The organism is Burkholderia sp. 22PA0099, from assembly GCF_047497165.1.
Taxonomy (GTDB): domain Bacteria; phylum Pseudomonadota; class Gammaproteobacteria; order Burkholderiales; family Burkholderiaceae; genus Burkholderia.
Genome location: NZ_CP163165.1, coordinates 304,589 through 328,678 on the forward strand (window position 1 = coordinate 304,589; position 24,090 = coordinate 328,678).

Annotated in this window: 21 protein-coding genes and 1 tRNA gene; 14 read left to right on the forward strand and 8 right to left on the reverse strand. The window is 67.9% G+C overall.

Going from position 1 to position 24,090, the window contains the following annotated elements:
• Positions 1-48: 48 nt before the first annotated feature.
• Genes AB4851_RS16615 through AB4851_RS16625 form a run of 3 tightly spaced genes read right to left on the reverse strand, consistent with a single transcriptional unit; the run spans position 49 to position 2,721 of the window.
• Complete coding sequence (locus tag AB4851_RS16615) at positions 49-1,107, reverse strand: amino acid--[acyl-carrier-protein] ligase (RefSeq protein ID WP_414450710.1); 1,059 nt, start codon at positions 1,105-1,107, stop codon at positions 49-51.
• A gap of 4 nt (positions 1,108-1,111) precedes the next feature.
• Positions 1,112-2,479, reverse strand: a complete 1,368-nt coding sequence (locus AB4851_RS16620) for an acyl-CoA dehydrogenase family protein (protein WP_414450711.1) — start codon at positions 2,477-2,479, stop codon at positions 1,112-1,114.
• Complete coding sequence (locus AB4851_RS16625) at positions 2,476-2,721, reverse strand: acyl carrier protein (protein WP_414450712.1); 246 nt, start codon at positions 2,719-2,721, stop codon at positions 2,476-2,478. The genes AB4851_RS16620 and AB4851_RS16625 overlap by 4 nt, the downstream gene beginning before the upstream one ends.
• A gap of 656 nt (positions 2,722-3,377) precedes the next feature.
• Between AB4851_RS16625 and rsmB the strand changes: the two genes are divergently transcribed.
• From rsmB to AB4851_RS16670, 9 genes are all read left to right on the forward strand, one after another.
• Positions 3,378-4,835: a 16S rRNA (cytosine(967)-C(5))-methyltransferase RsmB gene (gene rsmB, locus AB4851_RS16630; protein WP_414450713.1), complete on the forward strand. Its 1,458-nt coding sequence runs from the start codon at positions 3,378-3,380 to the stop codon at positions 4,833-4,835.
• Complete coding sequence (locus tag AB4851_RS16635; protein ID WP_414443436.1) at positions 4,832-5,425, forward strand: DUF4390 domain-containing protein; 594 nt, start codon at positions 4,832-4,834, stop codon at positions 5,423-5,425. Before rsmB ends, AB4851_RS16635 begins: the two co-directional genes overlap by 4 nt.
• On the forward strand, positions 5,415-7,820 hold the full coding sequence (gene esaS / locus AB4851_RS16640; RefSeq protein WP_414450714.1) for a sensor histidine kinase EsaS: 2,406 nt from the start codon (positions 5,415-5,417) through the stop codon (positions 7,818-7,820). Before AB4851_RS16635 ends, esaS begins: the two co-directional genes overlap by 11 nt.
• Entirely contained in the window at positions 7,821-8,510 is a 690-nt protein-coding gene (esaR, locus tag AB4851_RS16645) for a response regulator transcription factor EsaR (RefSeq protein WP_414443434.1), read from the forward strand. It begins immediately after the preceding gene.
• 61 nt (positions 8,511-8,571) lie between these two features.
• A tRNA-Phe gene (locus AB4851_RS16650) sits at positions 8,572-8,647 on the forward strand.
• Positions 8,648-8,955: 308 nt separating this feature from the next.
• Positions 8,956-9,690 (forward strand): 7-cyano-7-deazaguanine synthase QueC, encoded by a 735-nt coding sequence (gene queC, locus AB4851_RS16655; RefSeq protein WP_414443433.1) that lies wholly within the window; start codon positions 8,956-8,958, stop codon positions 9,688-9,690.
• 76 nt (positions 9,691-9,766) lie between these two features.
• Positions 9,767-10,399: a 7-carboxy-7-deazaguanine synthase gene (queE, locus tag AB4851_RS16660; RefSeq protein WP_414450715.1), complete on the forward strand. Its 633-nt coding sequence runs from the start codon at positions 9,767-9,769 to the stop codon at positions 10,397-10,399.
• A gap of 19 nt (positions 10,400-10,418) precedes the next feature.
• Positions 10,419-10,871 carry a 6-carboxytetrahydropterin synthase QueD gene (gene queD, locus AB4851_RS16665; protein WP_414443431.1) on the forward strand — a complete coding sequence of 151 codons (453 nt, stop codon included), beginning with the start codon at positions 10,419-10,421 and terminating at the stop codon, positions 10,869-10,871.
• Between the two features lie 315 nt (positions 10,872-11,186).
• Positions 11,187-12,053, forward strand: a complete 867-nt coding sequence (locus AB4851_RS16670) for a tetratricopeptide repeat protein (RefSeq protein WP_414450716.1) — start codon at positions 11,187-11,189, stop codon at positions 12,051-12,053.
• Between the two features lie 93 nt (positions 12,054-12,146).
• On the opposite strand, the gene rodA is transcribed toward AB4851_RS16670, so the two are convergent.
• From rodA to AB4851_RS16695, 5 genes are all read right to left on the reverse strand, one after another.
• Positions 12,147-13,295 carry a rod shape-determining protein RodA gene (gene rodA, locus AB4851_RS16675; RefSeq protein ID WP_414450717.1) on the reverse strand — a complete coding sequence of 383 codons (1,149 nt, stop codon included), beginning with the start codon at positions 13,293-13,295 and terminating at the stop codon, positions 12,147-12,149.
• Positions 13,296-13,306: 11 nt separating this feature from the next.
• Positions 13,307-15,574 carry a penicillin-binding protein 2 gene (gene mrdA / locus AB4851_RS16680; protein ID WP_414450718.1) on the reverse strand — a complete coding sequence of 756 codons (2,268 nt, stop codon included), beginning with the start codon at positions 15,572-15,574 and terminating at the stop codon, positions 13,307-13,309.
• Between the two features lie 84 nt (positions 15,575-15,658).
• Positions 15,659-16,171: a rod shape-determining protein MreD gene (gene mreD / locus AB4851_RS16685; RefSeq protein ID WP_414443428.1), complete on the reverse strand. Its 513-nt coding sequence runs from the start codon at positions 16,169-16,171 to the stop codon at positions 15,659-15,661.
• Positions 16,168-17,292 carry a rod shape-determining protein MreC gene (mreC, locus tag AB4851_RS16690; protein WP_414450719.1) on the reverse strand — a complete coding sequence of 375 codons (1,125 nt, stop codon included), beginning with the start codon at positions 17,290-17,292 and terminating at the stop codon, positions 16,168-16,170. Before mreC ends, mreD begins: the two co-directional genes overlap by 4 nt.
• Positions 17,293-17,476: 184 nt before the next feature.
• Complete coding sequence (locus AB4851_RS16695; RefSeq protein WP_414443426.1) at positions 17,477-18,520, reverse strand: rod shape-determining protein; 1,044 nt, start codon at positions 18,518-18,520, stop codon at positions 17,477-17,479.
• Between the two features lie 389 nt (positions 18,521-18,909).
• On the opposite strand from AB4851_RS16695, the gene gatC reads away from it, so the two are divergent.
• The 5 genes from gatC to AB4851_RS16720 all read left to right on the forward strand — a co-directional run bounded on the left by gatC (position 18,910) and on the right by AB4851_RS16720 (position 24,080).
• On the forward strand, positions 18,910-19,209 hold the full coding sequence (gene gatC, locus AB4851_RS16700) for an Asp-tRNA(Asn)/Glu-tRNA(Gln) amidotransferase subunit GatC (RefSeq protein WP_414450720.1): 300 nt from the start codon (positions 18,910-18,912) through the stop codon (positions 19,207-19,209).
• Positions 19,210-19,280: 71 nt separating this feature from the next.
• The gene (gatA, locus tag AB4851_RS16705) at positions 19,281-20,771 is read left to right on the forward strand and encodes an Asp-tRNA(Asn)/Glu-tRNA(Gln) amidotransferase subunit GatA (protein ID WP_414450721.1); all 1,491 of its coding nucleotides are present in this window, start codon (positions 19,281-19,283) and stop codon (positions 20,769-20,771) included.
• A 4-nt stretch (positions 20,772-20,775) separates the two neighbouring features.
• Positions 20,776-22,248, forward strand: a complete 1,473-nt coding sequence (gene gatB / locus AB4851_RS16710; RefSeq protein ID WP_414450722.1) for an Asp-tRNA(Asn)/Glu-tRNA(Gln) amidotransferase subunit GatB — start codon at positions 20,776-20,778, stop codon at positions 22,246-22,248.
• Positions 22,249-22,394: 146 nt separating this feature from the next.
• The gene (locus tag AB4851_RS16715; RefSeq protein WP_414450723.1) at positions 22,395-23,234 is read left to right on the forward strand and encodes a PPK2 family polyphosphate kinase; all 840 of its coding nucleotides are present in this window, start codon (positions 22,395-22,397) and stop codon (positions 23,232-23,234) included.
• 75 nt (positions 23,235-23,309) lie between these two features.
• A complete protein-coding gene (locus AB4851_RS16720) occupies positions 23,310-24,080 on the forward strand; it encodes an exodeoxyribonuclease III (RefSeq protein WP_414450724.1) in 771 nt (256 codons plus the stop codon).
• Positions 24,081-24,090 lie beyond the last annotated feature (10 nt).

A 24,090-nucleotide genomic window follows, 5' to 3' on the forward strand; every position in this document is an offset into this window, starting at 1 on the left:
GCGGCTCGGCGATCGCGGGTGACGCGAGGGGCGCGTGGACGACCGGATTCATGCGCTTTCTCCGGCCAGACGCGCGCCCGGCGTGCCCGCCAGGCCATCGATGCCGAGCGTCACGCAGGCGGCCGTATCGCCCCACAGCAGCGCGCGCACTTCTTCCGGCCAGGCCTGCACGTCGAGCCCGTGATGACGGAACAGCGCCAGCGTGATGCGCTCCATGCCGAAGCCCACGCAGGCGGTGTGTGCGACCGAGCCGTCGGCGCAGGCGATGCGCCAGATCTGGCCGAAGTGCTCCATGTGATAGTTGAACGACAGGCAGGCGGTCTTCTTCTCGTCGCTCGACACCGGGATCAGCAGTTCGAACTTGAGCGCCTGGGCGCGCTGGCTGTCGGCGACGATCTTGCCGCCGCGGCCGAAGAACGGATCGTTGGCGAGATCCACCTCGAGCGGCAGGTTCAGCAGCTTGACGAGCAGCGAGCCGCGCTCGATCCAGCGCTGACGGAATTCGAGCACCTGATCGCCGCTGCCGATCCGCACGTATTCGCGCTGACGGAACATCTGCATGCGCGCCGGATCGAGCGACGGCTCGTGGCGGAAGCAGTACGACATCACGTCGACGGTGCGGCCGTCGGCGGGCAGCGGGCCGCGCTTGGCGATCACCGGGTAGATCGGGTAGCAGGCGGCCGGCGTCAGCACGATGCGGGTGGGCTGCTGCTGATCCATCCAGGCCGTGTCGCGATCTTCCGGGCCGGCTTCCATGGCCTTGTCGAGCGCCGTCAGCAGGCGGCGCTGGCCCATCTCGTTGCCGCAGAACGCATGCACCGTGCCGGCCAGATCGGGGAAGTTCTTCAGGTATTCGCTGTCCTCGAAATCGGTGCGGCGCATCGCGGGCGGAAAGCGCAGCAGTTCGGCCTGCTGATCCGCGCCGAGGTGCGTGATCGCCACGCTCAGGCGCTCGATCACGTCCTCGAACACCTGGCTGCGGCCGTACAGGCCGTCCTCGCCGGTCTCGATCAGGAGGCCCGAGGCCAGCAGCGCGTCGCGCAGGCCGGTGGCCTCGATTCGCGGGCCGGCGGCGAGTGCGGCGTCGTCGATGGTCATGGTGTTCATCGTGTTACCCCTTCGCGTGGGTGGTCGGGCGCTGCGCGAGCAGGAGGCTCGCGGTGTTCTGCGCGATGCGGTCGTTGTTGATCATCAGCGGCGCGGAGTGCAGGTCGCGCAGGTGGCGCCCGACGCTGAACGGCGTGCCGTTCTTGTAGCCCGCCATGCCGCAGATCATCAGCACCTGCTGCACGACCTGCAGGGCCGTTTGCGAGATGGCGGTCTTCAGCGTGTTCATGTCGGCGGCGAAGCCGAGCATCGCGGAGAGCGGCGCGTCGTCGTCGGCCGGGCCGCGCGCGGCCCGGTGCTCCGCGTGCTCGGCCTGGAACGCGGCTGCGAGGCGCGCCTGCATCATCTGCAACAGGCCCACCGCTTCGGCCAGGCGCAGGCCGGCGGGCGGCACCGAGCCGGGCTTGGCGCGCGCCTGGGCGCGGAAGAACGCCTTGGCGCGGTTCACGGCGTCGCCGGCGATGCCGGTCCATACGGCGGCCCACAGCGTGTGCGAGACGGGCAGCATGGTGCGGTCGGCGATCTCGGCGAACGGCGTGGCGAGGATCTGGTCGACGTGGCCGGTGGCGACCAGCGCGAAGCCTTCGCTGCAGGTGCCGCGCATGCCCATCGAATCCCAGCCGTTGCGCTTGTCGAGCCGCGTCTCGTCGCGCAGCGCGACGATCAGCACCTGGTCGGCGGCCGGCGCGTCGGCGGTGCGCCGCGCGGTGACCAGGATCGCGTCGGCGTGCGCGCCGTAGGAGATGGTCGGGCAGGCCTTGTCGATGCGAAAGCGCGTGCCGTCGAGTTCGACCGAGCAGGCGCTGGTGCGCATGCTGCCGCCGATGTTTTCTTCCGAGGTGGCCGACGCGAGCAGCCACTGGTGTTCGACCAGCTTGCCGAGCAGCGTGCGCTGCCAGGCGTTGCCGCTGGCGTGGCGCTCGATGCAGGCCACCTGGATCTGGTGCATCGCGTAGACCATCGCGGTCGATGCGCAGCCGTGCGCGAGCGTTTCGCAGATCTCGCCGACCTCGGCCAGCGACAAGCCCGCGCCGCCATACGCGGCCGGCACCAGCGCGGACAGCAATCGCTCGCGGCGCAGCGCCTCGAACGCCTCGAACGGGAAGCGCGCCTCGCGGTCGATGGCGTCGGCGAACTGGGCGGCGAGATCGGCGCAGCGTTGGGCGGCGGCGCGCCAGTCCGGCTCGGGCGACGCCAGCGATGTGCTCGATGCGGACAACGGAGAGAGCGATGCAACGGCGGGCGGTGCGGATGGCAGGATCTGCTCCACCCGTTCCGCTGCATCCGGCAGATCGCTGGCCGTGGCCGCCGCCAGCGCGGCCGAGCCGGCCGGGTCCGCCGCTGCCGGCTGATGGATCAGCGGCGAGTTCATGCGGCGGCCTTCTGCAGTTCGGCCACGGCGGCGGCCAGCGAGTCGATGCTCGAGAACAGGCGGCGCGTGAGCATGCGGTCCGGCACCTCGATGCCGAACTCGTCCTCGATGGCGAGCATCAGGTGGACGGTGGCGAGCGAGGAGAGGCCGGCGGCGTAGAGATCGGTGTCGTCGGCGAGCGTATCGACCGGCACGCTCAGGCGGGCGGATTCGGAAAGGATGCGGCGCAATGCGGTTTTCATGGAACGAGGTCCCCGATTGAGGTGGTGCTGCTGGTGCGTTCGGGGGTTCGAACCGTGTCGTGCCGCAATCCACCAACCCCGTGGCATGCGCTGGCTCCAATCCCCGCTGGTCATGACCGCGTCCGGCGGCCTGGCGCTCGCGTCGTGCGCGGTGCGTCCGGCTGGGTGGCCGTCATGCGGTGCGCGTCGGGGCCGGTCCGTTTTTCGACCGCCGTGCCCTTCGATGCTCCGTGGTTTCTATTAGACGAATCGCAGCGAGTTCGCGTCCGTGCGATTCCGCACCGAACCACAGGGGCGGCCGGGGCGGCTCGGGTATGAGGAATCGGGGTTGTCGGGTGGTGGCCCGGTGCCCGGCACGGCAACGCGTGCGGGTTCGGCATACGAGCCCGGCATACGAGCCCGGCATACGTGCCCGGCACGCGAGGCCGGCATATGAGCGCGGCACGCGAGGCCGGCATGCGAGCCTGGCATATGAGCCCGGCACATGAGCCCGGCACGCGACGCAGGCATACGAGGCCGCCGGCCCGGCCCGCCGGTTTGGCGCATTGCCCCGGCCCGCGCGGGAATCCGCCGCGGCGGCGCGCTACAATCCCCCGTTTGACGCCATTCGTCCGCCGCGCAGCCCGCTCGGCGCCGGTGCGCACGACCCGTACCCGATGACCCAGCCTCGCACCCCCCGCCCGTCCCGTCCGCGTCACGCCAATCCGGGCAAGCCCGCCCGGCCGGCACCGGCGCGCACGCCGCACGCGCCGGCCTCGCACCTGTCCGCGCTGCACCTGCCGCCCGATTCGCTCGGCTTCGCGCTCGACGGCGCCGCGCAGGCGCTGGTCGCCGTGTCGCACGGCAGTGCGTTGCCCGCCGCGCTGGCCGCGGTGCAGGCGGCCCAGCCGGCGGCGGCGCGCGGCCTGTCGCGCGGCGCGATTCAGGACATCGCCTACCGCACGATGCGCCGGCGCGGCACCACCGACTGGCTGATCGGCACGCTGGTCAGCAAGGCGCCGCCCGAGCATGTGCAGGCCTTGCTGGCCTGCGCGCTGGCGCTGCTGGTCGACGAAGGGGCCGATGCGGCTTACGCGCCGTTTACCGTGGTCGATCAGGCGGTGACGGCGCTTGGCGCACGCCGCGAATTCGGGTTCGCGAAGGGCCTGGTCAATGCGGTGCTGCGTCGCTTCCTGCGCGAACGCGCGACGCTCGCCACGCAATGGCAGGCGGTACGCGAGGCGCGCTGGAACTATCGCGACTGGTGGATCGACGCGGTCGAACGCGCCTGGCCGAACGACTGGCAGGCGATCCTCGCGGCCGGCGACGCGCCCGGCCCGCTGACGCTGCGCGTCAATGCGCGGCAGACCAGCGTCGAGGCCTATCTGGCCACGCTGAACCAACACGGCATCGCGGCGCAGGCGGTCGGCCGGCATGCGGTGCGGCTCGCCGCGGCGTTGCCGGTAGACCGGATTCCGGGCTTCGCGGAAGGCGTCGTGTCGGTGCAGGATGCCGGGGCGCAGCTCGCGGCCGAATCGCTCGGCGTGCGCGACGGCATGCGCGTGCTCGACGCCTGCGCGGCGCCGGGCGGCAAGACCGGCCATCTGCTGGAGCTGGCCGAGGTGGACGTGGTGGCGCTCGAAAGCGATGCGTCGCGTGCCACCCGCATCGGCGACAACCTCGCGCGCCTGAAGCTCACGGCCGAGGTGCGGGTGGGCGATGCGGGCGACCCGGCCGCGTGGCACGACGGGCAGGCGTTCGACCGGATCCTGGCCGACGTGCCGTGCTCGGCCTCGGGCATCGTGCGCCGTCATCCCGATATCCGCTGGCTGCGCCGCGAGACCGACGTGGCCGCGCTGGTGGCCGAGCAGCGCCGCATCGTGCTGGCATTGTGGCCGTTGCTGAAACCGGGCGGCGAATTGTTGTACGTGACGTGCTCGATCTTCCCCGAGGAAGGCGAACAGCAGGCGCGCTGGTTTGAAGCGGCGGTTCAAGATGCGGTACGATTGGACGCGCCCGGGCAACTGCTGCCTCGGGCCGCCGCGGGCCGGTTGCAGGACGATGCCGGTCACGACGCCGACGCGCGGCCGGCCGATCACGACGGATTCTTCTACGCGCGCTTTCAGAAACGGTGACGATCTCTCGCCTCCTTCCACTTCGGTTCGCGGCCGCGCTGCTGGTCGCGATCACGCTGTGCCTCGCGGCCGCCGCGCCCGCCGCCCATGCCGATCCGGTCAACGTCCAGCGCGCGTCGCTGCAATCGGACGGCAACGGCTGGGCGCTCGACGTGCGCTTCGAGTTCGAGCTGAACGCCAATCTCGAAGATGCCGTCAACAAGGGCATTCCGCTCTACTTCACGACCGATTTCGAACTGAGCCGCGCGCGCTGGTACTGGTTCGACGAACAGCCGGTGTCGGTCACGCAAACCATCCGCCTGTCGTTCCAGCCGCTCACGCGCGAATATCGCGTCTCGACGGGCGGCCTGCAGCTCGGCTTCCCGACGCTCAAGGATGCGCTGGCGGTGGTGCAGCACGTGAGCTCCTGGCACGTGATCGACCGCACGCAGGTGCAGGCCGGTGAAACGTACACGGCCTCGGTGCGCATGCAGCTCGACACGGCGCTGATGCCGAAGCCGTTCCAGGTGGACGCGGTGAACAACCGCGACTGGACGCTCGTGTCCGACTGGAAGCGCTTCACGTTCACGGTGACCGATCGTGCGAAATAGCCTGAGCCGCTTCTTCGGCAAGAGCCTGCTGATTCGCGTGCTCGTCTCGACCGTCGCGGTCACGGCGCTGCTGCTGCTGGTGCTGCTCGCCGCCGCGAGCGCCAACACCGAATTCTTCGACCGCTATTACTCGTGGCTCTACACCGCGAACATCCTCGTCGCGATCGTGTTCCTGCTGGTGGTGCTCGGGCTCGGCGGGATGATCGTGGTGCGCCTGCGCAAGGGCAAGTTCGGCACGCGGCTGCTCGCCAAGCTGGCGATCTTCTTCGCGCTGGTGGGCGTGGTGCCGGGCGGCATCATCTACATCGTGTCGTATCAGTTCGTCTCGCGCAGCATCGAGTCGTGGTTCGACGTCAATGTGGAGACGGCGCTGACGGCCGGCCTGAACCTCGGCCGCGGCATGCTCGACGCCTCGCTGTCGGATCTGCAGAACAAGGCGCGGCTGATGTCCGAGCAACTGTCGAGCGCCGATGCCAACACCAACGGCACCACGCTGACGCTGCTGCGCCTGCGCGACCAGTTCGGCGTGCAGGACGCCACCATCGTCGAGCCGGGCCACAACGGCACGGGCGCGACGCCCGATCTGCACATCGTCGCGCAGGCCTCGGGCAATTTCGCCGCGCTGATCCCCGACGACATGCCCACGCCGCTGATGCTGGACCAGGCGCGCGAGCACAGCGGCTACGCGGCGATCGAAGGCGAGGTGGACGGCGATCCGCGCGCGCGCGGCGCGAAGGGCGCGCTGCGCCTGCGCGTGGTGCAGCGCATTCCCGATTCGTCGACGGCGCTGCTGCGGCCGGTCGAGCGCTATCTGCAACTGACGCAGCCCGTCTCGCCCACGCTTGCGCGCAACGCCGACGCCGTGCAGCGCGCCTACCGCGAGTACCAGGAAAAATCGCTGGGCCGCAGCGGCCTGCGCAAGATGTATATCGGCACGCTGACGCTCGCGCTGTTCCTGGCCACCTTCATCGCGATGATGATCGCGCTCGCGCTCGGCAACCAGCTCGCGCGGCCGCTGTTCCTGCTGGCGCAGGGCACCAAGGAAGTGGCCGAAGGCGACTACACGCCCAAGCGCGAGCTGAAGACGCGCGACGAGCTCGGCTTCCTCACGCAGTCGTTCAACGCGATGACGCGCCAGTTGTCCGAGGCGCGGCTCGCGGTGGAGCGCAACCGCGTCGCGCTCGAATATTCGAAGTCCTACCTCGAAGGCATCCTGGCCAACCTGACGGCCGGCGTGTTCGTGCTCGACCGCCAGTTTCGCCTGACGATCGCCAATCGCGGCGCCGAGCGGATTTTCCGCCAGCCGTTCCAGTCGCAGATCGGCACCGTGCTCGATCAACTGGCGGTGGTCGCCGAGTTCGGCGCGATGGTGCGCAAGGCGTTCGCGGATCGCGAGGCCACCGGCCGTGGTGGCGAGGATCGCGGGCACTGGCAGCAGCAGTTCGCCGTGACGGTGCCGGGCGAGCCCGAGCCGCTCACGCTGCTGGTACGCGGCACGCGTCTTGCGTCGGCCGTGGCGGGCGAGGCCGACGATCCCCAGACATCCGGCTACGTGGTGGTGTTCGACGATATTTCCGACGTGATCTCCGCGCAGCGCTCGGTGGCCTGGGGCGAGGTGGCACGACGGCTCGCGCACGAGATCAAGAACCCGCTCACGCCGATCCAGCTTTCGGCCGAGCGCCTGCAGATGAAACTCGCCGACAAGCTCGCGCCGGCCGATGCCGACATGCTCAAGCGCGGCGCGACCACCATCGTCAACCAGGTGGCCGCAATGAAGCGCATGGTGGACGATTTCCGCGATTACGCGCGCACGCCGCCGGCCGTGCTCGGCAATCTGCAGCTCAACGATCTGGTCAGCGAAGTGCTGACGCTGTACGGCGTGGGCGAAGGCAAGAACGTGATCGTGGTCGAGCAGGGGCCGCTGCCGGTGATCCGCGGCGACGCCACGCAACTGCGTCAGGTGATCCACAATTTGCTGCAGAACGCGCAGGATTCGGTCGCCGATGTCGCGCAGCCTCGTGTGTGGCTCGAAACGAGGGCAGTAGAATATGGCGACCCCGATGCGAGCGGCATGCGGCGTATCGCGGTGCGGCTGGGTGTATCCGACAACGGCCCGGGTTTTTCGGCGCGCATCCTGACACGCGCGTTCGAGCCTTACGTCACGACGAAGGCGAAGGGCACGGGCCTCGGGCTCGCAACAGTGAAGAAGATCGTGGATGAACACGGTGCGCGGATCGATCTGCGCAACCGCATGCAGGGTGAAGTGGTCGAGGGCGCGCAGGTTTCCATCCTGTTCCTGCAGCTCGCCGACGACACCACGGGCTCCGAGGGCGGAGCGAACAGCGGAACGGCACCCGCCAAGACAAAAGCAACAGTGCAGACAAGGGCAGCGTAAATGGCAACCATCCTGGTGGTAGATGATGAAATGGGCATCCGGGAATTGCTCTCGGAAATCCTCGCGGACGAAGGACACGTCGTCGAGTTGGCGGAGAACGCGCAGGCCGCGCGTGACTATCGTCAGCGGCTCGCGCCCGATCTCGTCCTGCTCGACATCTGGATGCCCGATACGGACGGCGTCACGTTGTTGAAGGAATGGGCGAGCCACGGGCAACTGACGATGCCCGTGATCATGATGTCCGGGCACGCGACGATCGATACCGCGGTCGAGGCGACCAAGATCGGCGCACTCGATTTCCTCGAGAAGCCGATCGCATTGCAGAAGCTGCTGAAATCGGTCGAGCACGGCTTGGCGCGCGGTGCGGCGCCGGTGCAGCCAAGCCCGGCGGCGAAGCCGGCAGCCGGCCCGGCGGCGGTGGCCTCGGCCGCCGCGCTGCCGACGCTCGGCGAGGAAGTGCAGGTGGCGCTCGGTGCGTCGGGGCAGGCTGCCGCGATCCCGTTCGACATTCCGTTGCGCGAGGCGCGCGATGCGTTCGAGCGGGCCTACTTCGAGTACCACCTGGCACGCGAGAACGGCAGCATGACGCGCGTCGCGGAAAAGACGGGCCTCGAACGCACGCACTTGTATCGCAAGCTCAAGCAGCTCGGCGTCGAACTCGGCAAGAAGCCTCCGGAAGGCGGCCTCTGAATTTTTTGCGAAAAGGGCTTGATCTGCAGTTACGGTCTGGCTATACTCTCTCTTCTTCGTTGGCCCGGTAGCTCAGTTGGTAGAGCAGCGGATTGAAAATCCGCGTGTCGTTGGTTCGATTCCGACCCAGGCCACCAAATTCGAAAAGGTCCAAAAGCTTCACGGCTTTTGGACCTTTTCCCTTTGGAAGCCCCGGGGTTGCCCCCGCCTCTTCCAAACGTGCGCCGCATCGGTCATGCCGCGCCCGCTATGCCCGGCATGCGCCGCCACGCGGGGCGCGCGCCGGGCGAAACGGCGGGCTGCATGATAAAATCCCTGCCGACTCAAAGACTTGAAGGACTTGAGACGCTGGTTTTCCGCGCCGCAAGTCCTTTTTTGTTTGTCGCTCGCACCGCCCGATCCCGCGCGCGGCGCCGCGGCGGCTCCTCTCTACTCGGAGTACACGGTGATTCGGACAGACGCCAAGGGCGGCGCGCTCGTACTGTTTTCCGGCGGCCAGGATTCGGCAACCTGCGTGGCCTGGGCGCTCGAACGTTATCCAACCGTCGAGACCCTCGGTTTCGATTACGGCCAGCGCCACCGCGTCGAGCTGGAATGCCGCGAAGGCGTGCGCGAAGCGCTGCGCACGCGCTTCCCGCAATGGGCGAACCGGCTCGGCGAGGATCACATGATCGACCTGTCGGTGCTCGGCGCGATCAGCGATACCGCGATGACGCGCAGCATCGAGATCGAAACGGCCGAGAACGGCTTGCCGAACACCTTCGTGCCGGGCCGCAACCTGATGTTCATGACGATCGCGGCCGCCGTCGCCTATCGTCGCGGGCTCAAGGTGCTGGTCGGCGGCATGTGCGAGACCGATTTCTCCGGCTACCCCGATTGCCGCGACGACACCATGAAGGCGCTGCAGGTCGCGCTGAACCTCGGCATGGATACCCGCGTCGTGCTCGAAACGCCGCTGATGTGGCTCGACAAGGCCGACACCTGGCGGCTCGCCGAGCAGCTCGGCGGCCAGGATCTGGTCGAACTGGTGCGCGTCGAAACCCACACCTGCTACGTGGGCGAGCGCGCCGAACTGCACGACTGGGGCTTCGGCTGCGGCGCGTGCCCGGCCTGCAAGCTGCGCAAGCGCGGCTACGAGGCCTATCGCAACGGCGAGCAGGTCACCGAGGCGCCGGCCTGACGGCCGGCACCGCACAACGCGCGCCGGGCAGGCGCGCAGCAATGGAAACGGCGGCAAGCCGCCGCACGATGAGCAGATGACGTACACGGTCAAGGAAATCTTCTACACGTTGCAGGGCGAGGGCGCGAATGCCGGGCGTCCGGCCGTGTTCTGCCGGTTCGCCGGCTGCAATCTGTGGACGGGCCGCGAAGCCGATCGCGAATCGGCCGTGTGCCGGTTCTGCGATACCGATTTCGTCGGCACCGATGGCGAGAACGGCGGCAAGTTCAAGACGCCCGACGCGCTGGCCGACCAGGTGGCGGCGCTGTGGCCGGAAGGCGAGGCGAATCGCTTCGTCGTCTGCACGGGCGGCGAGCCGATGCTGCAACTCGATCAGGCGCTGGTCGACGCGCTGCATGCGCGCGGCTTCGAGATCGCCATCGAGACCAACGGCTCGCTGCCGGTGCTCGATACCATCGACTGGATCTGCGTCAGCCCGAAGGCCGATGCGCCGCTGGTCGTCACCCGGGGCCACGAGCTGAAGGTCGTGATCCCGCAGGACAACCAGCGCCTGGCCGAGTACGCGAAGCTCGATTTCGCCTACTTCCTCGTGCAGCCGATGGACGGCCCGTCGCGCGATCTCAATACGAAGCTCGCGATCGACTGGTGCAAGCGCCATCCGCAGTGGCGCCTGTCGATGCAGACGCACAAATACCTGAATATTCCTTGAGCCGCGAGCTTCACTCATCGTGCTGATTACCCGAAAACTCGAATTCGACGCGGGCCACCGCATCCCCGATCACCGCAGCCAGTGCCGCAACCTGCACGGCCATCGCTATGTGCTCGAAATCACGCTGCGCGGCGATCTCGTCGATACGGAAGGCGCGCCCGACCGCGGCATGGTGATGGATTTCGCCGACGTCAAATCGCTGGCCATGGAGCACCTGGTCGGCAAGTGGGATCACGCGTTCCTCGTGTATGCGCGCGACGAGCAGGTGCGCGGGTTTCTCGAACAGATGGCCGACCACAAGACGGTCGTGCTCGACCGCATTCCCACCGTCGAGAACCTCGCGGCGGTGGCGTTCGACATCCTTGCGAATGTGTACGACGCCCATTACGGCATCAACCTGCGCCTCGAACGCGTGCGGCTCTACGAAACGCCGAACTGCTGGGCCGACGTCGAACGCAATCCGGCGCGCTGAGGCGCCGCTCGCCGGCCGGGCGCGAGGCCCGGCACGCGCTGTTGTCCGCCTTCGTTTCGCCCTCCTTCCCGTCGCTTTCCCGCACGCCGTTCGCCCTGTCGAGCGGCGCTTCGCGTCCCCCGAACGCACGCCCGGCGGCGCATTTCTGACCACGGTATGATCGTCGCGCGCGCGATGCGCGCGGCGGCTCACGGGCGGCCGCGCGCCGCGCAGCGAACACGCTTTTCCCGATACAACAACGATTCCGCCACACGGGTGACGGGGCAACCGGCCGCGCGCGCCATGCGCCTTGCGCGGCCAGCAGGAGAACAGGACATGAATGGCTCAGGCAAGCGGACGGTGCGCGTCGCGCGCGCGGTGGCGGCATATCTGGCGTTGAGCGCGGCCGGCGCCGCGCTCGTGACGAGCGCGCCGGCCCTGGCGGCCGATACGGCAAATGCAACCGGTGCGGCGAACGCCGCCAGCATGGCGAACGCCGCCGCCAGCGCACCGCGCTCGACGCCGCACGCGAAGCTGCGCAAGCCGGCCGCGCCGTCGAAGGCCACGGCGGCGGCCGTCGCCGATTACAACGCCGGCGATCTCGACGCCGCGCTTGCGGGCTTCAAGCGCGCGGCCGGCCACGGCGACCGGCTCGCGCAATTCAACTACGGAATGATGCTGCTCAAGGGCGAAGGCGCCACGGCCAACGTGCCGGACGGCCTGCACTGGCTCAATACGGCTGCCGGGGCCGGCATGACGCAGGCGCAGTACGTCCTCGGCACGATGTACGACAACGGCGATTTCGTCGCGCGCGATCCCGCCGCGGCGCACGGCTGGCTGCTGAAGGCGGCGCAGCAAGGGCACGTGGAGGCCGAGCTGGCGCTCGCCAACCAGTTCCTCGACGGTCGCGGCACGCCGCGCGACAACCATCAGGCGTTTCTCTGGTATCGCAAGGCGGCCGACGCCGGCGAGCCGACCGCGCAATACGTGACGGCCTCGTTCTACGAACGCGGCGGCGATGGCGTTGCTGTCGACCTGAACCTCGCGCGCGTCTATTACGCGGCGGCGGCCGTGCATGGCGACGATGTCGCCGCGCTCAAGTATCAGGAAGTCAGCACGGCGCTGCGTGCGCAGGTGGCGGCCGGAGCGTCGGGTGCTTCGGGCGCATCGGCGGCTTCGGCGCCGCAAGCGGCATCGCAATGAACGAGCGGCGCACGCAGCGCCGCCGGCAGTAACGAAAAACCCGGCGTGATGAACCGACGCCGGGTTTTCGCTTGAATGGCGGGTGAGCGCGCGTCAGGACTTCATCAGGCGCTTCTGCCGCCCGACGCTCATGATCATGCCGATCGCGATGCCGAGCGTGGCGAGCGCGGTGCCGCCGTAGCTCATGAACGGCAACGGCACGCCCACCACGGGCAGCACGCCGCTGACCATGCCGACGTTGACGAACGCATAGGTGAAGAAGCCCAGCGACAGCGAACCGGCCAGCAGCCGCCCGAACAGCGTCGAGCCCTGCGCGGCGATATACAGCCCGCGCGCGATCAGCAGCATGTAGAGCGTCAGCAGCACCAGGCCGCCCGCCAGCCCGAACTCCTCCGAATAGACGGCGAAGATGAAGTCGGTGTGCTTCTCGGGGATGAATTCGAGGTGCGCCTGGGTGCCCTTCAGGTAGCCCTTGCCGACCGGCCCGCCCGAGCCGATCGCGATCACGGCCTGGATCGTGTGGAAGCCCTTGCCGAGCGGATCGGAGGTCGGATCGAGCAAGGTGCAGACGCGGTGCTTCTGGTAATCGTGCATCAGCGGCCAGACCACCTGCGGCTGGCAGATCTTGCTCTCGAACGTGGCGATCGCGGCCACCGCCACCACGCCGGCGATCAGCACCGGCACGATCAGCTTGAACGACAGCCCCGCCAGATAGATCACGAACAGCCCCGCGCCGAACACCAGCATCGCCGTGCCGAGGTCGGGCTGCTTGGCGATCAGGCCCACCGGCACCAGCAGGATGCCGAACGCGAACAGGTAGTCGAACCAGCGGATGCCGCCTTCGCGGCGCTGGAAATACCAGGCCAGCATCAGCGGCGTGGCGATCTTGAGGATCTCCGAGGGCTGGACCACCACCCCGACGTTGAGCCAGCGTTTCGCGCCCTTCTTGGTCATCCCGAACACGGCGACGGCCACCAGCAGCGCCACCCCGAACGTATAGAGCGGCACCGCGAAGCGCATCAGCGTTTGCGGCGGGATGTTCGCGATGATCCACATCAGCACGAACGTCAGCATGATGTTGCGCAGTTGATCCTCGACGCGGCCCGGCATGTCGATCGCGGCGCTGTAGAGCGTGACGATCCCGACGCAGAGCAGCAGGAACACGAACAGCGCGAGCGGGCGATCGAAGCCCGCGAACATCTGTTTGGCCTTGTCGAGCCAGGCGCGCTTGTCGAATTGCATGCCTTTCTCCGTTAGTGGGTGCCGGCGGCGGCCCGCGCGGCGGAGCGTTCGTCGCGGATCGCGGCGGGCGCGCTCGCGCCGTTGGCCGGCGTGCGGTGCGGCTTGCGCGGCAGGTGCCGCATCTGCGTCGCGCTGACCGCGCTGGCGGCCTCGGATGCGGCCGCCGCGCTGGCCGGCACGGCGCTGCCGGGGGGCGCGTCCGAGGCGGCGTCGGCGGCGCTGGCGCCCGAGGCGGCGCTGGCCGCCGCGGGCGGCACCGGCTGCGGCAGTGCGGTGAAGCCCATCGCAACCTGCACCGGCTGGGTGGCGTCGCCCACCACCGGCGCGCTGACCGGCTCGGTGGCCGAGGCGGCGGCGGCCACGGCGGTGGCTTCGTTGGTCGGATTCTGGCGCTCGACCAGATAGAAATCGAGCACCTTGCGCGCGATCGGGCCGGCCGACTGTGCGCCCCAGCCGCCGTTCTCGACGATCAGCGCGAGCGCGATCCGCGGGTGATCGGCCGGTGCGTAGGCAGTGAACAGCGCGTGGTCGCGCAGGTGTTCGGCGAGCATGTGGCCGTGGTAGTTCGCGCCCTGCAGCGAGAACACCTGTGCCGTGCCGGTCTTGCCGGCCGCCGTGTAGGGCGCGCCGCGGAACAGCTTGTACGCGGTGCCGGACGGGTTCTCGATCACGTTCTCCATGCCGCGCTTGACCACGTCGATGTTCGACTGCTTGAGCGGGATCACCTCGCTTTCCTTGGGCACCGTCAGGTGCCGCTGGCGCGAGATCGGATCCTCGATTTCCTTGACCAGGTGGGGCTTCATGACCACGCCGTTGTCGGCCAGCGTGGCCACCGCGTGCGCGAGCTGCAGGATCGTGAACGAGTTGTAGCCCTGGCCGATCCCGAGGCTGATGGTTTCGCCGTCGTACCACTTCTGCAGCGCCGCCTTGCGGAACGTCTTCTTCTTCCAGTCGGGCGACGGCAGCACGCCGCGCGCCTCGCCCTGCACATCGATGCCGGTGATCTGGCCGAAGCCGAACGGCTTCATGAAGTTCGCGATGTTGGTCACGCCGAGGTCGTGCGCCAGCATGTAGAAGTAGGTGTCGTTCGACACCATGATCGCGCGGTTCATGTCGACCCAGCCTTGGCCCGAGCGCACGTCGTTGCGGAACGTGTGGCCGCCGAACGTGTAGTAGCCCGGATCCTGGAAGCCCCAGCCGGGCGTGCGCTTGCCGAGTTCGAGGCCGGCCAGCGCGACGAACGGCTTGTAGGTCGAGCCGGGCGGGTAGACGCCGTGCAGCGGGCGGTTCAGGAGCGGCTTGTCGGGCGAGTTGTTCAGTTCGTCCCAGGTCTGCTGGTCGATGCCGTCGACGAACGAGTTCGGATCGAAGCTCGGCGACGACACGAAGGCCAGCACGTCGCCGGTGGCCGGCTCGATCGCGACCAGCGCGCCGCGCTTGCCGGCGAACGCCTGCTCGGCCACCTGTTGCAGGCCGATGTCGATCGACAGCACCAGGTTGTCGCCGGGCGTGGCCTGGGTGCGCGACAGCGTGCGCACCGGCCGGCCGCCGGCCGTCACCTCGACTTCCTCGAAGCCGGTGATGCCGTGCAGCTCGGTTTCGTAGCTCTGCTCGACGCCGATCTTGCCGATGTAGTCGGTGCCCTTGTAGTTGTTGGCGTCCTTGCGTGGATCGTAGTGCTCGGGATCGCTGTCGTTGTCGTCGCTCATCGCGTCGATGCGATCCTGGTCGCGCTTCGAGATCCGGCCGATATAGCCGATCACGTGCGCCGCCGTCGGCCCGAGCGGGTATTGGCGGAACAGCCGCGCGCGCACCTCGACGCCGGGGAAGCGCCAGCGCTGCGCGGTGAAGCGCGCGACTTCCTCGTCGGTCAGGCGGGTGCGGATCGGCAGGCTTTCGAAGTTCTTCGAATCTTCCTGGAGCTTCTTGAAGCGGCGGCGGTCGCGCGCGTCGATCGGAATCACGTCCGACAGCGCGGTGATGGTGTTGTCGAGCGTGTCGTTCAGCTTCGACGGCGTGATTTCGAGCGTGTAGGCCGAATAGTTGCGGGCCAGCACCACGCCGTTGCGGTCGGTGATGATGCCGCGGTTCGGCACGATCGGCGCCACCGAGATGCGGTTCTCGTTGGCCTGCAATGCGTACTTGTTGTGCTGCCAGACCTGCAGATAGAAGAAGCGCGTGGCGAGCAGCCCGAAGCAGACGAACACGAACAGGCCCGCCGCCGCGACGCGCAGGCGGAACTTCGAGAGCTGTTGCTGGGTGTCCTGGAATTCGGTCATGCGGATACGGGGTAAGGCGCACGCGCCGCGACGCCCGGGATCGGATCGGCAGGCAGGCGGCGGCGCGGCAACGTCATGGTGACGTCAGATGGGCCGCGTGTCGTCCGGATCGACCGGGCGGCGTTGCGGCATCAACAGCAGGGGGCTCACGAACGGCCAGAGCGCGGCCTCGACGAAACCGTCCACGAGATAGCTCCAGCCCGGGAACGCGGCGCCCATGATCAGGCGGATCACGAACGGCACGAGCTGCGCGAGCACCAGCAGCGGCATCACGTAGAACGCCTGCACGCCGAGCGAGAGCCACAGCACGCGGCGGTGGATCGTGATCGCGCCGTACGAGAGCAGCGTGTAGGCCAGCGCGTGTTCGCCGAGCAGGCCCGCGTCGTGCACGTCCATCAGGATGCCGAGCAGGAACGCCACGCCCATGCCGACCTTGCGCGGCTGGTGGATGTTCCAGAACAGCAGCACGACCGCGACGAAATCGGGCACGCCGGGCAGGCGCCCCCACGGCATCAGGTTCAGCAGGAACGCGACGGCCAGGCTGAAGATGATGAAGGTCGGGTTGACCGGCTGCAGGATGTATTGCGGACGGCTCATGGCTGCGTTCCCCGGGACGGCGCGGCGGCGGGCGCCGGTGCGGGCTTGGCGGCGGGGGCAGCGGCGGGCTTGGCGGCGACATTGGCTGCGGCCGGGCCGGCGCTGCCGTTGGCCGTGGCGCCTGCCGTGGCGACGCTGCCGGGCTTGCCTGCGGGCGCTGCCGGCTTGTCGGCCGCCGCCGTGGCTTCCTTGGTCGCCGTCTTGGCCTTGTCGGCGGCCTTCGCCCCCTTTTTACCCTTGCCGTTCTTGTCGGTGGCCGCTTCGGGATCGACCGGACGCGGCGGCACATCGGATTGATAGTGCAGCACCAGCATCTCGCGCGCACCGCGCACGGCGGCCACCGGCATGCAGACCACATGCGCGAACGCGGTATCGCCCACCTTGTCGACGCGCGCCACCTTGGCCACCGGCAGGCCCGGCGGGTAGATGCCGTCGAGGCCGCTGGTGACCAGCTCGTCGCCGACCATCAGGTCGGCGCTGGTCGGCACGAAGCGCAGGTCGAGCGAATCGCCCTTCGGCGTGCCGTAGATCACGCTGCGCAGCCCGGTGCGCAGCACCTGCACCGGAATCGCGAGGTCGCGATCGGTGATCAGCGTGATTTCGGATTGCAGCGGGAACACGCGCGTGACCTGGCCGACCACGCCGTCTTCGGTGACCACCGGCGCGCCGTTCTGGATGTCGTCGTGCGAGCCGTGGCCGATCACGACCTTCTGCGAAAACGGATCGCTGGTGTCGTACTGGATCTCGACCGGGGTGGCCTGCGCGGCGATGCGCTGGCGCAGGCCGAGGATCGCGCGCAGGTGCATGTTGTCGGCGGCGAGCAGCGCCGACTGGTTGGCCTGCAGCGAGAGCTTCAGGTTGCGGTCGTTCAGTTGCTGGTTGTCGTGGCGCAGCGTGGCGTTGCTCGCGGCCAGATCGGCGGCGCCCATGAACAGGTCGCGCGGCACGAGCGCGGCCCGCTGCAGCGGGTACAGCGCAGTGCCAAGAATGCCCCGGACAATTTCGAGCGAATTGAAACGCGCATCCGACACGAGGAGCGCGATCGCCAGCGCAACGAAGAAGATCAGCCGCGCGAGCGCTGACGGACCTTGCTTGAAGAGGGGCGGCGGACTGTATTCCATGGTCGGCGCCGGGCGGCTTGATCGGTTAAATGATTCTCAGACGCGAAAAACGCGCGGCGGTTCGGCCAATGTTACAAGCCGGAGCGTCACGCGCGTGCGTCGGTGGCGGCTGCATGCCGGGGACGGGGTTGTCCGCCGGCCCGGAGCTGCGCGCACGATGCGCGGCGCGGCCCCGGAGCGGGGTTTACTCGTACGAGAAGATGCTGCCGAGCTTGTCCATGCGTTCGAGCGCCATGCCCGAACCACGCACCACGCAGGTCAGCGGATCTTCGGCGACCAGCACCGGCAGGCCCGTTTCCTCGGCCAGCAGGCGATCCAGATCGCGCAGCAGCGCGCCGCCGCCGGTCAGCATCATGCCGCGCTCGGCGATATCCGCGCCCAGTTCCGGCGGGGTTTGTTCGAGCGCAATCTTCACCGACGAGACGATCTGGTTCAGCGGATCGGTCAGTGCTTCGAGGATTTCGTTGCTGGAGATCGTGAAGCTGCGCGGAATGCCTTCCGACAGGTTGCGGCCCTTCACTTCCATTTCCTTGACTTCGGAGCCGGGGAACGCCGAGCCGATTTGCTTCTTGATCGCTTCGGCGGTTTGCTCGCCGATCAGCATGCCGTAGTTGCGGCGGATGTAGTTGACGATCGCCTCGTCGAACTTGTCGCCGCCGACGCGCACCGAACCCTTGTAGACGATGCCGCCCAGCGAGATCACGCCCACTTCGGTGGTGCCGCCGCCGATGTCGACCACCATCGAGCCGGTGGCTTCCGACACCGGCAGGCCCGCGCCGATCGCGGCGGCCATCGGCTCCTCGATCAGGTAGACCTGCGAGGCGCCGGCGCCGTGCGCGGCTTCCTTGATCGCGCGGCGCTCGACCTGGGTCGAACCGCACGGCACGCAGATGATGATGCGCGGCGAGGGCGAGAACATCCGCGACTCGTGCGCCGTCTTGATGAACTGCTTGATCATCTGCTCGGTGACGGTGAAATCGGCGATCACGCCGTCTTTCATCGGCCGGATCGCCTCGATGTTGCCCGGCACCTTGCCGAGCATCTGCTTGGCTTCCTTGCCGACGGCCTGGATCGTCTTCTTGCCGTTGGGGCCGCCTTCCTGGCGGATCGACACGACGGACGGCTCATCGAGGACGATGCCCTTGCCGCGCATGTAGATGAGGGTGTTTGCGGTGCCGAGATCGATCGCGAGATCGTTGGAGAAGTAGCTGCGCAAAAAACCGAACATTCAGAATCCTGTCTCGCTCTGGGCCGCCCCCGCGCTGACATGGCGCGCAAGGGTGGCGGCGGAAAAAATAACAGCCTCGGATCGGGCGGGCATGGCCGCCGCTGGAACGCGAAGCTGCGGGTGCAATCTACCGGGACCGTCGCGCGCCCCGCTTGGCAGGCGGCTGAGCTTGCAGCCGGCTTGCAGCTAACGGTTGCCGTGCGAGGGGGATGGTCCGGGGCTGGGTCGAACGCGTAATGATACCTTATAATTTCTGGGTATTTGAACCCAAACGGACCGTCAATTCACCGCTTCGTACCCGATTTTGAGGGTTCGAACGAGTCCTCCAACCCCCTGTTGCGGCGCGGCTTCCAATGCGTCGCGCAAGCCCAGTTTTCCCGGTGAAACGCATGGCTTTGACCCTGAACGATGTGAAACGCATCGCGCACCTGGCGCGGCTCGAAATCGCCGATGCCGAGGCCGAACACACGCTGATCCAGCTCAACGATTTCTTCGGCCTCGTCGAGCAGATGCGCGCCGTCGACACACGCGACATTGCGCCACTGGCCCATCCGATCGAGCAGATCCAGGCCGTCGAGCAGCGCCTGCGCGAGGACGTCGTCACCGAGCAGGTGAATCGCGACGAGAATCAGCGCGCCGCGCCCGCCGTCCAGGACGGCCTGTTCCTCGTGCCCAAGGTGATCGAATAAGCGCGGCCGGCCAGCGCCGTCCCGGCCCGCGGCCCGCCGCAGGCCCCCCAGAATCCAGGAATCCTCCCGCAATGCACGCAAAAAGTCTGACCGAACTGCGCGCCGCGCTCGACGCCGGCCAAACCTCGGCCGTCGAGCTGGCGCAGCTCTACCTGCAGCGTATCGACGCGGCCGGCGAGCTCAACGCCTTCGTCCACGTCGATCCGGAGCTGACGCTCGCGCAGGCGCGCGCCGCCGACGCCGCGCGCGCCGCCGGCCACGCCGGCCCGCTGGCCGGCCTGCCGATCGCGCACAAGGACGTGTTCGTCACGCGCGGCTGGCGCTCGACGGCCGGCTCGAAGATGCTCGCCAACTACACGAGCCCGTTCGATGCCACCGTGGTCGCGCGGCTCGCCGCGGCCGGCATGGTCACGCTCGGCAAGACCAACATGGACGAATTCGCGATGGGTTCGTCCAACGAGAATTCGGCGTTCGGCGCGGTCAAGAACCCGTGGGATCACCAGGCCGTGCCGGGCGGCAGCTCGGGCGGCAGCTCGGCCGCCGTGGCCGCGCGCCTCGCGCCGGCCGCTACCGGCACCGATACCGGCGGCTCGATCCGCCAGCCGGCGTCGTTTACCGGCATCACCGGCATCAAGCCGACCTACGGCCGCGTGTCGCGCTACGGCATGATCGCGTTCGCCTCGTCGCTCGACCAGGGCGGCCCGATGGCGCAAACCGCCGCCGATTGCGCGCTGCTGCTCAACGCGATGGCCGGTTTCGACGAACGCGATTCCACCAGCCTCGAACGCGACGATGAAGATTTCGGCCGCTACGTCGGCCAGGGCTGGACCCCGGACGCACCGGCCGACAAGCCGCTGGCCGGCCTGCGCATCGGCCTGCCGAACGAATATTTCGGCGATGGCCTGGCCGCCGACGTGCGCGCCGCGATCGACGCCGCGCTCAAGCAGTACGAAGCGCTCGGCGCCAAGCTGGTGCCGGTGTCGCTGCCGAAGACCGAGCTGTCGATCCCCGTGTATTACGTGATCGCGCCGGCCGAGGCGTCGTCGAACCTGTCGCGTTTCGACGGCGTGCGCTACGGCCATCGCGCCGCGCAATACCGCGATCTGCAGGACATGTACAAGAAGTCGCGCGCCGAAGGCTTCGGCCCGGAAGTGAAGCGCCGCATCATGGTGGGCGCCTACGTGCTGTCGCACGGCTATTACGACGCCTACTACCTGCAGGCGCAGAAAATCCGCCGCATCATCGCGCAGGATTTCCAGAACGCGTTCGAGCAGTGCGACGTGATCATGGGGCCGGCGTCGCCGAGCGTGGCCTGGGATCTCGGCGCCAAGGGCGACGATCCGGTCCAGATGTACCTGGCCGACATCTACACGCTGTCGGTGAGCCTGGCCGGCCTGCCCGGCATGAGCGTGCCGTGCGGCTTCGGCGCCGGCGCGAACGCGCAGCGCCCGGTCGGCCTGCAGATCATCGGCAACTATTTCAACGAAGCCCGGATGCTGCAGGTCGCCGACGCGTTCCAGCGCGCGACCGATTGGCACAAGCAAGTTCCGGCAGGAGTCTAAGAACATGGCCCAGTGGGAAGTCGTTATCGGTCTGGAGACGCACGCGCAACTGTCGACGGCGTCGAAGATCTTCTCCGGCGCGTCGACGCAGTTCGGCGCCGAACCCAACACCCAGGCCTGCGCGGTCGATCTCGCGCTGCCGGGCGTGCTGCCGGTGCTGAACCGCGGCGCGGTCGAGCGCGCGATCCGGCTCGGCCTCGCGGTGGACGCGGTGGTGGCGCCGCGCAGCATCTTCGCGCGCAAGAATTATTTCTACCCGGATCTGCCGAAGGGCTATCAGATCAGCCAGTTCGAGATCCCGGTGGTGCAGGGCGGCAAGGTCACGATCCAGGTGCCGGCCAATGAAAAGGCCGGCAAGGAAGCCTATTCCAAGGTCATCAACCTGACCCGCGCGCATCTGGAAGAAGATGCCGGCAAGTCGCTGCACGAAGATTTCGCCGACATGACCGGCATCGATCTGAACCGCGCCGGCACGCCGCTGCTCGAAATCGTCACCGAGCCGGAAATGCGCAGCGCGGCCGAGGCCGTGGCCTACGCGAAGGCGCTGCACGCGCTGGTGATGTGGCTCGGCATCTGCGACGGCAACATGCAGGAAGGCTCGTTCCGCTGCGACGCCAACGTGTCGGTGCGCCCGGTCGGCCAGGAGAAGTTCGGCACGCGTGCCGAAATCAAGAACCTGAACTCGTTCCGCTTCCTCGAAGAGGCGATCAACTACGAGGTGCGCCGCCAGATCGAGTTGATCGAGGACGGCGGCGAAGTGGTGCAGGAAACCCGCCTCTACGATCCGGACAAGCGCGAGACGCGCTCGATGCGCAGCAAGGAAGACGCACAGGATTACCGCTATTTCCCCGATCCGGACCTGTTGCCGGTGGTGATCGATCCGAAGTGGATCGAGCGCGTGCGCGGTGAAATGCCCGAGCTGCCGGCTGCGATGCAGCAGCGCTTCGTCGAGCAGTACGGCGTGACGGCCTATGACGCCGTGGTGCTGACCGCCAGCAAGGCGATGGCCGCCTACTTCGAGGCGGTGGTCGCCCGGGCCGGCGCCGCCAACGCCAAGACGGCCGCCAACTGGCTGATGGGCGACGTGTCGTCGCTGCTGAACCGCGAAGGCATCGAGATCGACGCGTGCCCGGTGTCGGCCGCGCAGTTCGCGCTGGTGCTGCAACGCATCGCCGACGGCACGATCTCGAACAAGATCGCCAAGGAAATCTTCCAGGCGATCTGGGACGAACAGGCCACCGACGAAGCCGCGGCCGATCGCATCATCGAGGCGAAGGGGCTCAAGCAGATCTCCGACACCGGCGCGCTCGAAGCGATCATCGACGAGGTGCTGGCCGCCAACGCGAAATCGGTCGAGGAATTCCGCGCGGGCAAGGAGAAGGCGTTCAACGCGCTGGTCGGCCAGGCGATGAAGGCGACCAAGGGCAAGGCCAACCCGGCCCAGGTCAACGAACTGCTGAAAAAGAAGCTCGGTTGAGCATCGCGCGGCCGATGGTGCGGCTGCGCTCGCGGGCCGCTGCCGGGCAGGCTGCCGGCGGCGGCCCGTTGCGTTATGCTCGTCGGCTGGTGTCGCGGCGGCTCGCGCGGCATGCAGCCCGAACCCTGTTCCGCCCGGAGGCATAGATGGCCAAGCAAGCATCGCTCGACGATTTCCGCGTGCCGTATCACACCGATGAAAAAGCGGCGGCCGGCTTCCGGCTCGACCGTTTCGAGGCCGGCGACAAGCCGTTCTCGGCCGGCTCGAAAGAGGCGGACCGCGCGCGGCTGTCCGAAGTCTCGGTGCAGATCGATGCCTTGCAGGACCGGCTCCACACGCAATCGCGCAAGCGCCTGCTGCTGGTGTTGCAGGGCATGGATACCAGCGGCAAGGACGGCACGGTGCGCGCCGTGTTCCACGAGGTCGATCCGCTGGGCCTGCGCGTGGTGCCGTTCAAGGCGCCCACCGCCGTGGAACTGGCGCACGATTTCCTCTGGCGCGTGCATGCGCAGGCGCCGGCCGCGGGCGAGCTGACCATCTTCAATCGCAGCCATTACGAGGATGTGCTGGTGCCGCGCGTGATCGGCGCGATCGATGCCGACGAATGCGCGCGCCGCTATCGGCAGATCCGCGAATTCGAAACCATGCTGCACGAATCGGGCACCACCATCGTCAAGTGCTTCCTGCACATCTCGAAGGACGAGCAGCGCAAGCGCCTGCAATCGCGCATCGACAACCCCGACAAGCACTGGAAGTTCGACCTGTCCGACATCGAGGCGCGCAAGCACTGGGATGCCTACCAGGCCGCCTACCGCGACGCGATCGCCGCCACCTCCGCGCCGCACGCGCCGTGGTACGTGATCCCGGCCGATTCCAAGACGCACCGCAACGTCATGGTGGCCGAATTGCTGCTGCGCGAGCTGGCCGCGATGAAGCTCGACTATCCGGCCGCCAAACCCGAACTGAAGGGCGTGACGATCGAGTGAGTCGAGTGACCGCCGGCTGGCCGGCCGCCTCGCTTGCTCCCCTCCCACTTACCGAACACTGAACGGAATCACATCATGCTGCGTGTCATCACGGCGAATTTGAACGGCATCCGCTCGGCCGCGAAGAAGGGCTTTTTCGACTGGCTCGGCGATCAGACTGCCGATTGCGTCTGCGTGCAGGAAATCAAGGTGTCGGCCGACGACCTGCCGGCCGAATTCGTCGCGCCGCACGGTTTCCAGGGCTATTTCCACCACGCGCAGAAGAAGGGCTACAGCGGCGCGGGCCTCTACACGCGCCGCGAGCCGGACGACGTGATCATCGGCTATGGCAGCAGCGAGTTCGACGCCGAGGGGCGCTATGTCGAGGCGCGCTTCGGCAAGCTATCGGTGATTTCGGTCTACGTGCCGTCCGGGTCGAGCGGCGAGGAGCGCCAGCAGGCCAAGTACCGTTTCATGGACGAATTCATGCCGCACCTGGCCGAGCTGAAGGCGAAGCGCGAGGTGATCCTGTGCGGCGACGTGAACATCGTCCACAAGGAAATCGACATCCGCAACTGGAAGAGCAACCAGAAGAACTCGGGCTGCCTGCCGGAAGAGCGCGCGTGGCTGACCAAGCTGTTCGACGACGTGGGCTACGTGGACGTGTTCCGCACGCTCGACCCGCGCCCCGATCAGTACACGTGGTGGAGCAACCGCGGCCAGGCCTACGCGAAGAACGTCGGGTGGCGCATCGATTACCAGCTCGCGACGGCCGGCGTGGCCGGCACGGCCAAGCAGACGACGATCTTCCGCGACATCAAGTTCAGCGACCATGCGCCGCTGACGGTGGATTACGACTACAAGTAAGGCGCGCTTC

What these genes read in the sequence shown, in the direction of transcription:
- AB4851_RS16615 (WP_414450710.1), bottom strand. Translation starts at nt 1,107, where the DNA reads ATGAACACCATGACCATCGACGACGCCGCACTCGCCGCCGGCCCGCGA.
- AB4851_RS16620 (WP_414450711.1), bottom strand. Translation starts at nt 2,479, where the DNA reads ATGAACTCGCCGCTGATCCATCAGCCGGCAGCGGCGGACCCGGCCGGC.
- AB4851_RS16625 (WP_414450712.1), bottom strand. Translation starts at nt 2,721, where the DNA reads ATGAAAACCGCATTGCGCCGCATCCTTTCCGAATCCGCCCGCCTGAGC.
- rsmB (WP_414450713.1), top strand. Translation starts at nt 3,378, where the DNA reads ATGACCCAGCCTCGCACCCCCCGCCCGTCCCGTCCGCGTCACGCCAAT.
- esaR (WP_414443434.1), top strand. Translation starts at nt 7,821, where the DNA reads ATGGCAACCATCCTGGTGGTAGATGATGAAATGGGCATCCGGGAATTG.
- queE (WP_414450715.1), top strand. Translation starts at nt 9,767, where the DNA reads ATGACGTACACGGTCAAGGAAATCTTCTACACGTTGCAGGGCGAGGGC.
- AB4851_RS16670 (WP_414450716.1), top strand. Translation starts at nt 11,187, where the DNA reads ATGAATGGCTCAGGCAAGCGGACGGTGCGCGTCGCGCGCGCGGTGGCG.
- rodA (WP_414450717.1), bottom strand. Translation starts at nt 13,295, where the DNA reads ATGCAATTCGACAAGCGCGCCTGGCTCGACAAGGCCAAACAGATGTTC.
- mrdA (WP_414450718.1), bottom strand. Translation starts at nt 15,574, where the DNA reads ATGACCGAATTCCAGGACACCCAGCAACAGCTCTCGAAGTTCCGCCTG.
- mreD (WP_414443428.1), bottom strand. Translation starts at nt 16,171, where the DNA reads ATGAGCCGTCCGCAATACATCCTGCAGCCGGTCAACCCGACCTTCATC.
- mreC (WP_414450719.1), bottom strand. Translation starts at nt 17,292, where the DNA reads ATGGAATACAGTCCGCCGCCCCTCTTCAAGCAAGGTCCGTCAGCGCTC.
- AB4851_RS16695 (WP_414443426.1), bottom strand. Translation starts at nt 18,520, where the DNA reads ATGTTCGGTTTTTTGCGCAGCTACTTCTCCAACGATCTCGCGATCGAT.
- gatC (WP_414450720.1), top strand. Translation starts at nt 18,910, where the DNA reads ATGGCTTTGACCCTGAACGATGTGAAACGCATCGCGCACCTGGCGCGG.
- gatA (WP_414450721.1), top strand. Translation starts at nt 19,281, where the DNA reads ATGCACGCAAAAAGTCTGACCGAACTGCGCGCCGCGCTCGACGCCGGC.
- gatB (WP_414450722.1), top strand. Translation starts at nt 20,776, where the DNA reads ATGGCCCAGTGGGAAGTCGTTATCGGTCTGGAGACGCACGCGCAACTG.
- AB4851_RS16715 (WP_414450723.1), top strand. Translation starts at nt 22,395, where the DNA reads ATGGCCAAGCAAGCATCGCTCGACGATTTCCGCGTGCCGTATCACACC.
- AB4851_RS16720 (WP_414450724.1), top strand. Translation starts at nt 23,310, where the DNA reads ATGCTGCGTGTCATCACGGCGAATTTGAACGGCATCCGCTCGGCCGCG.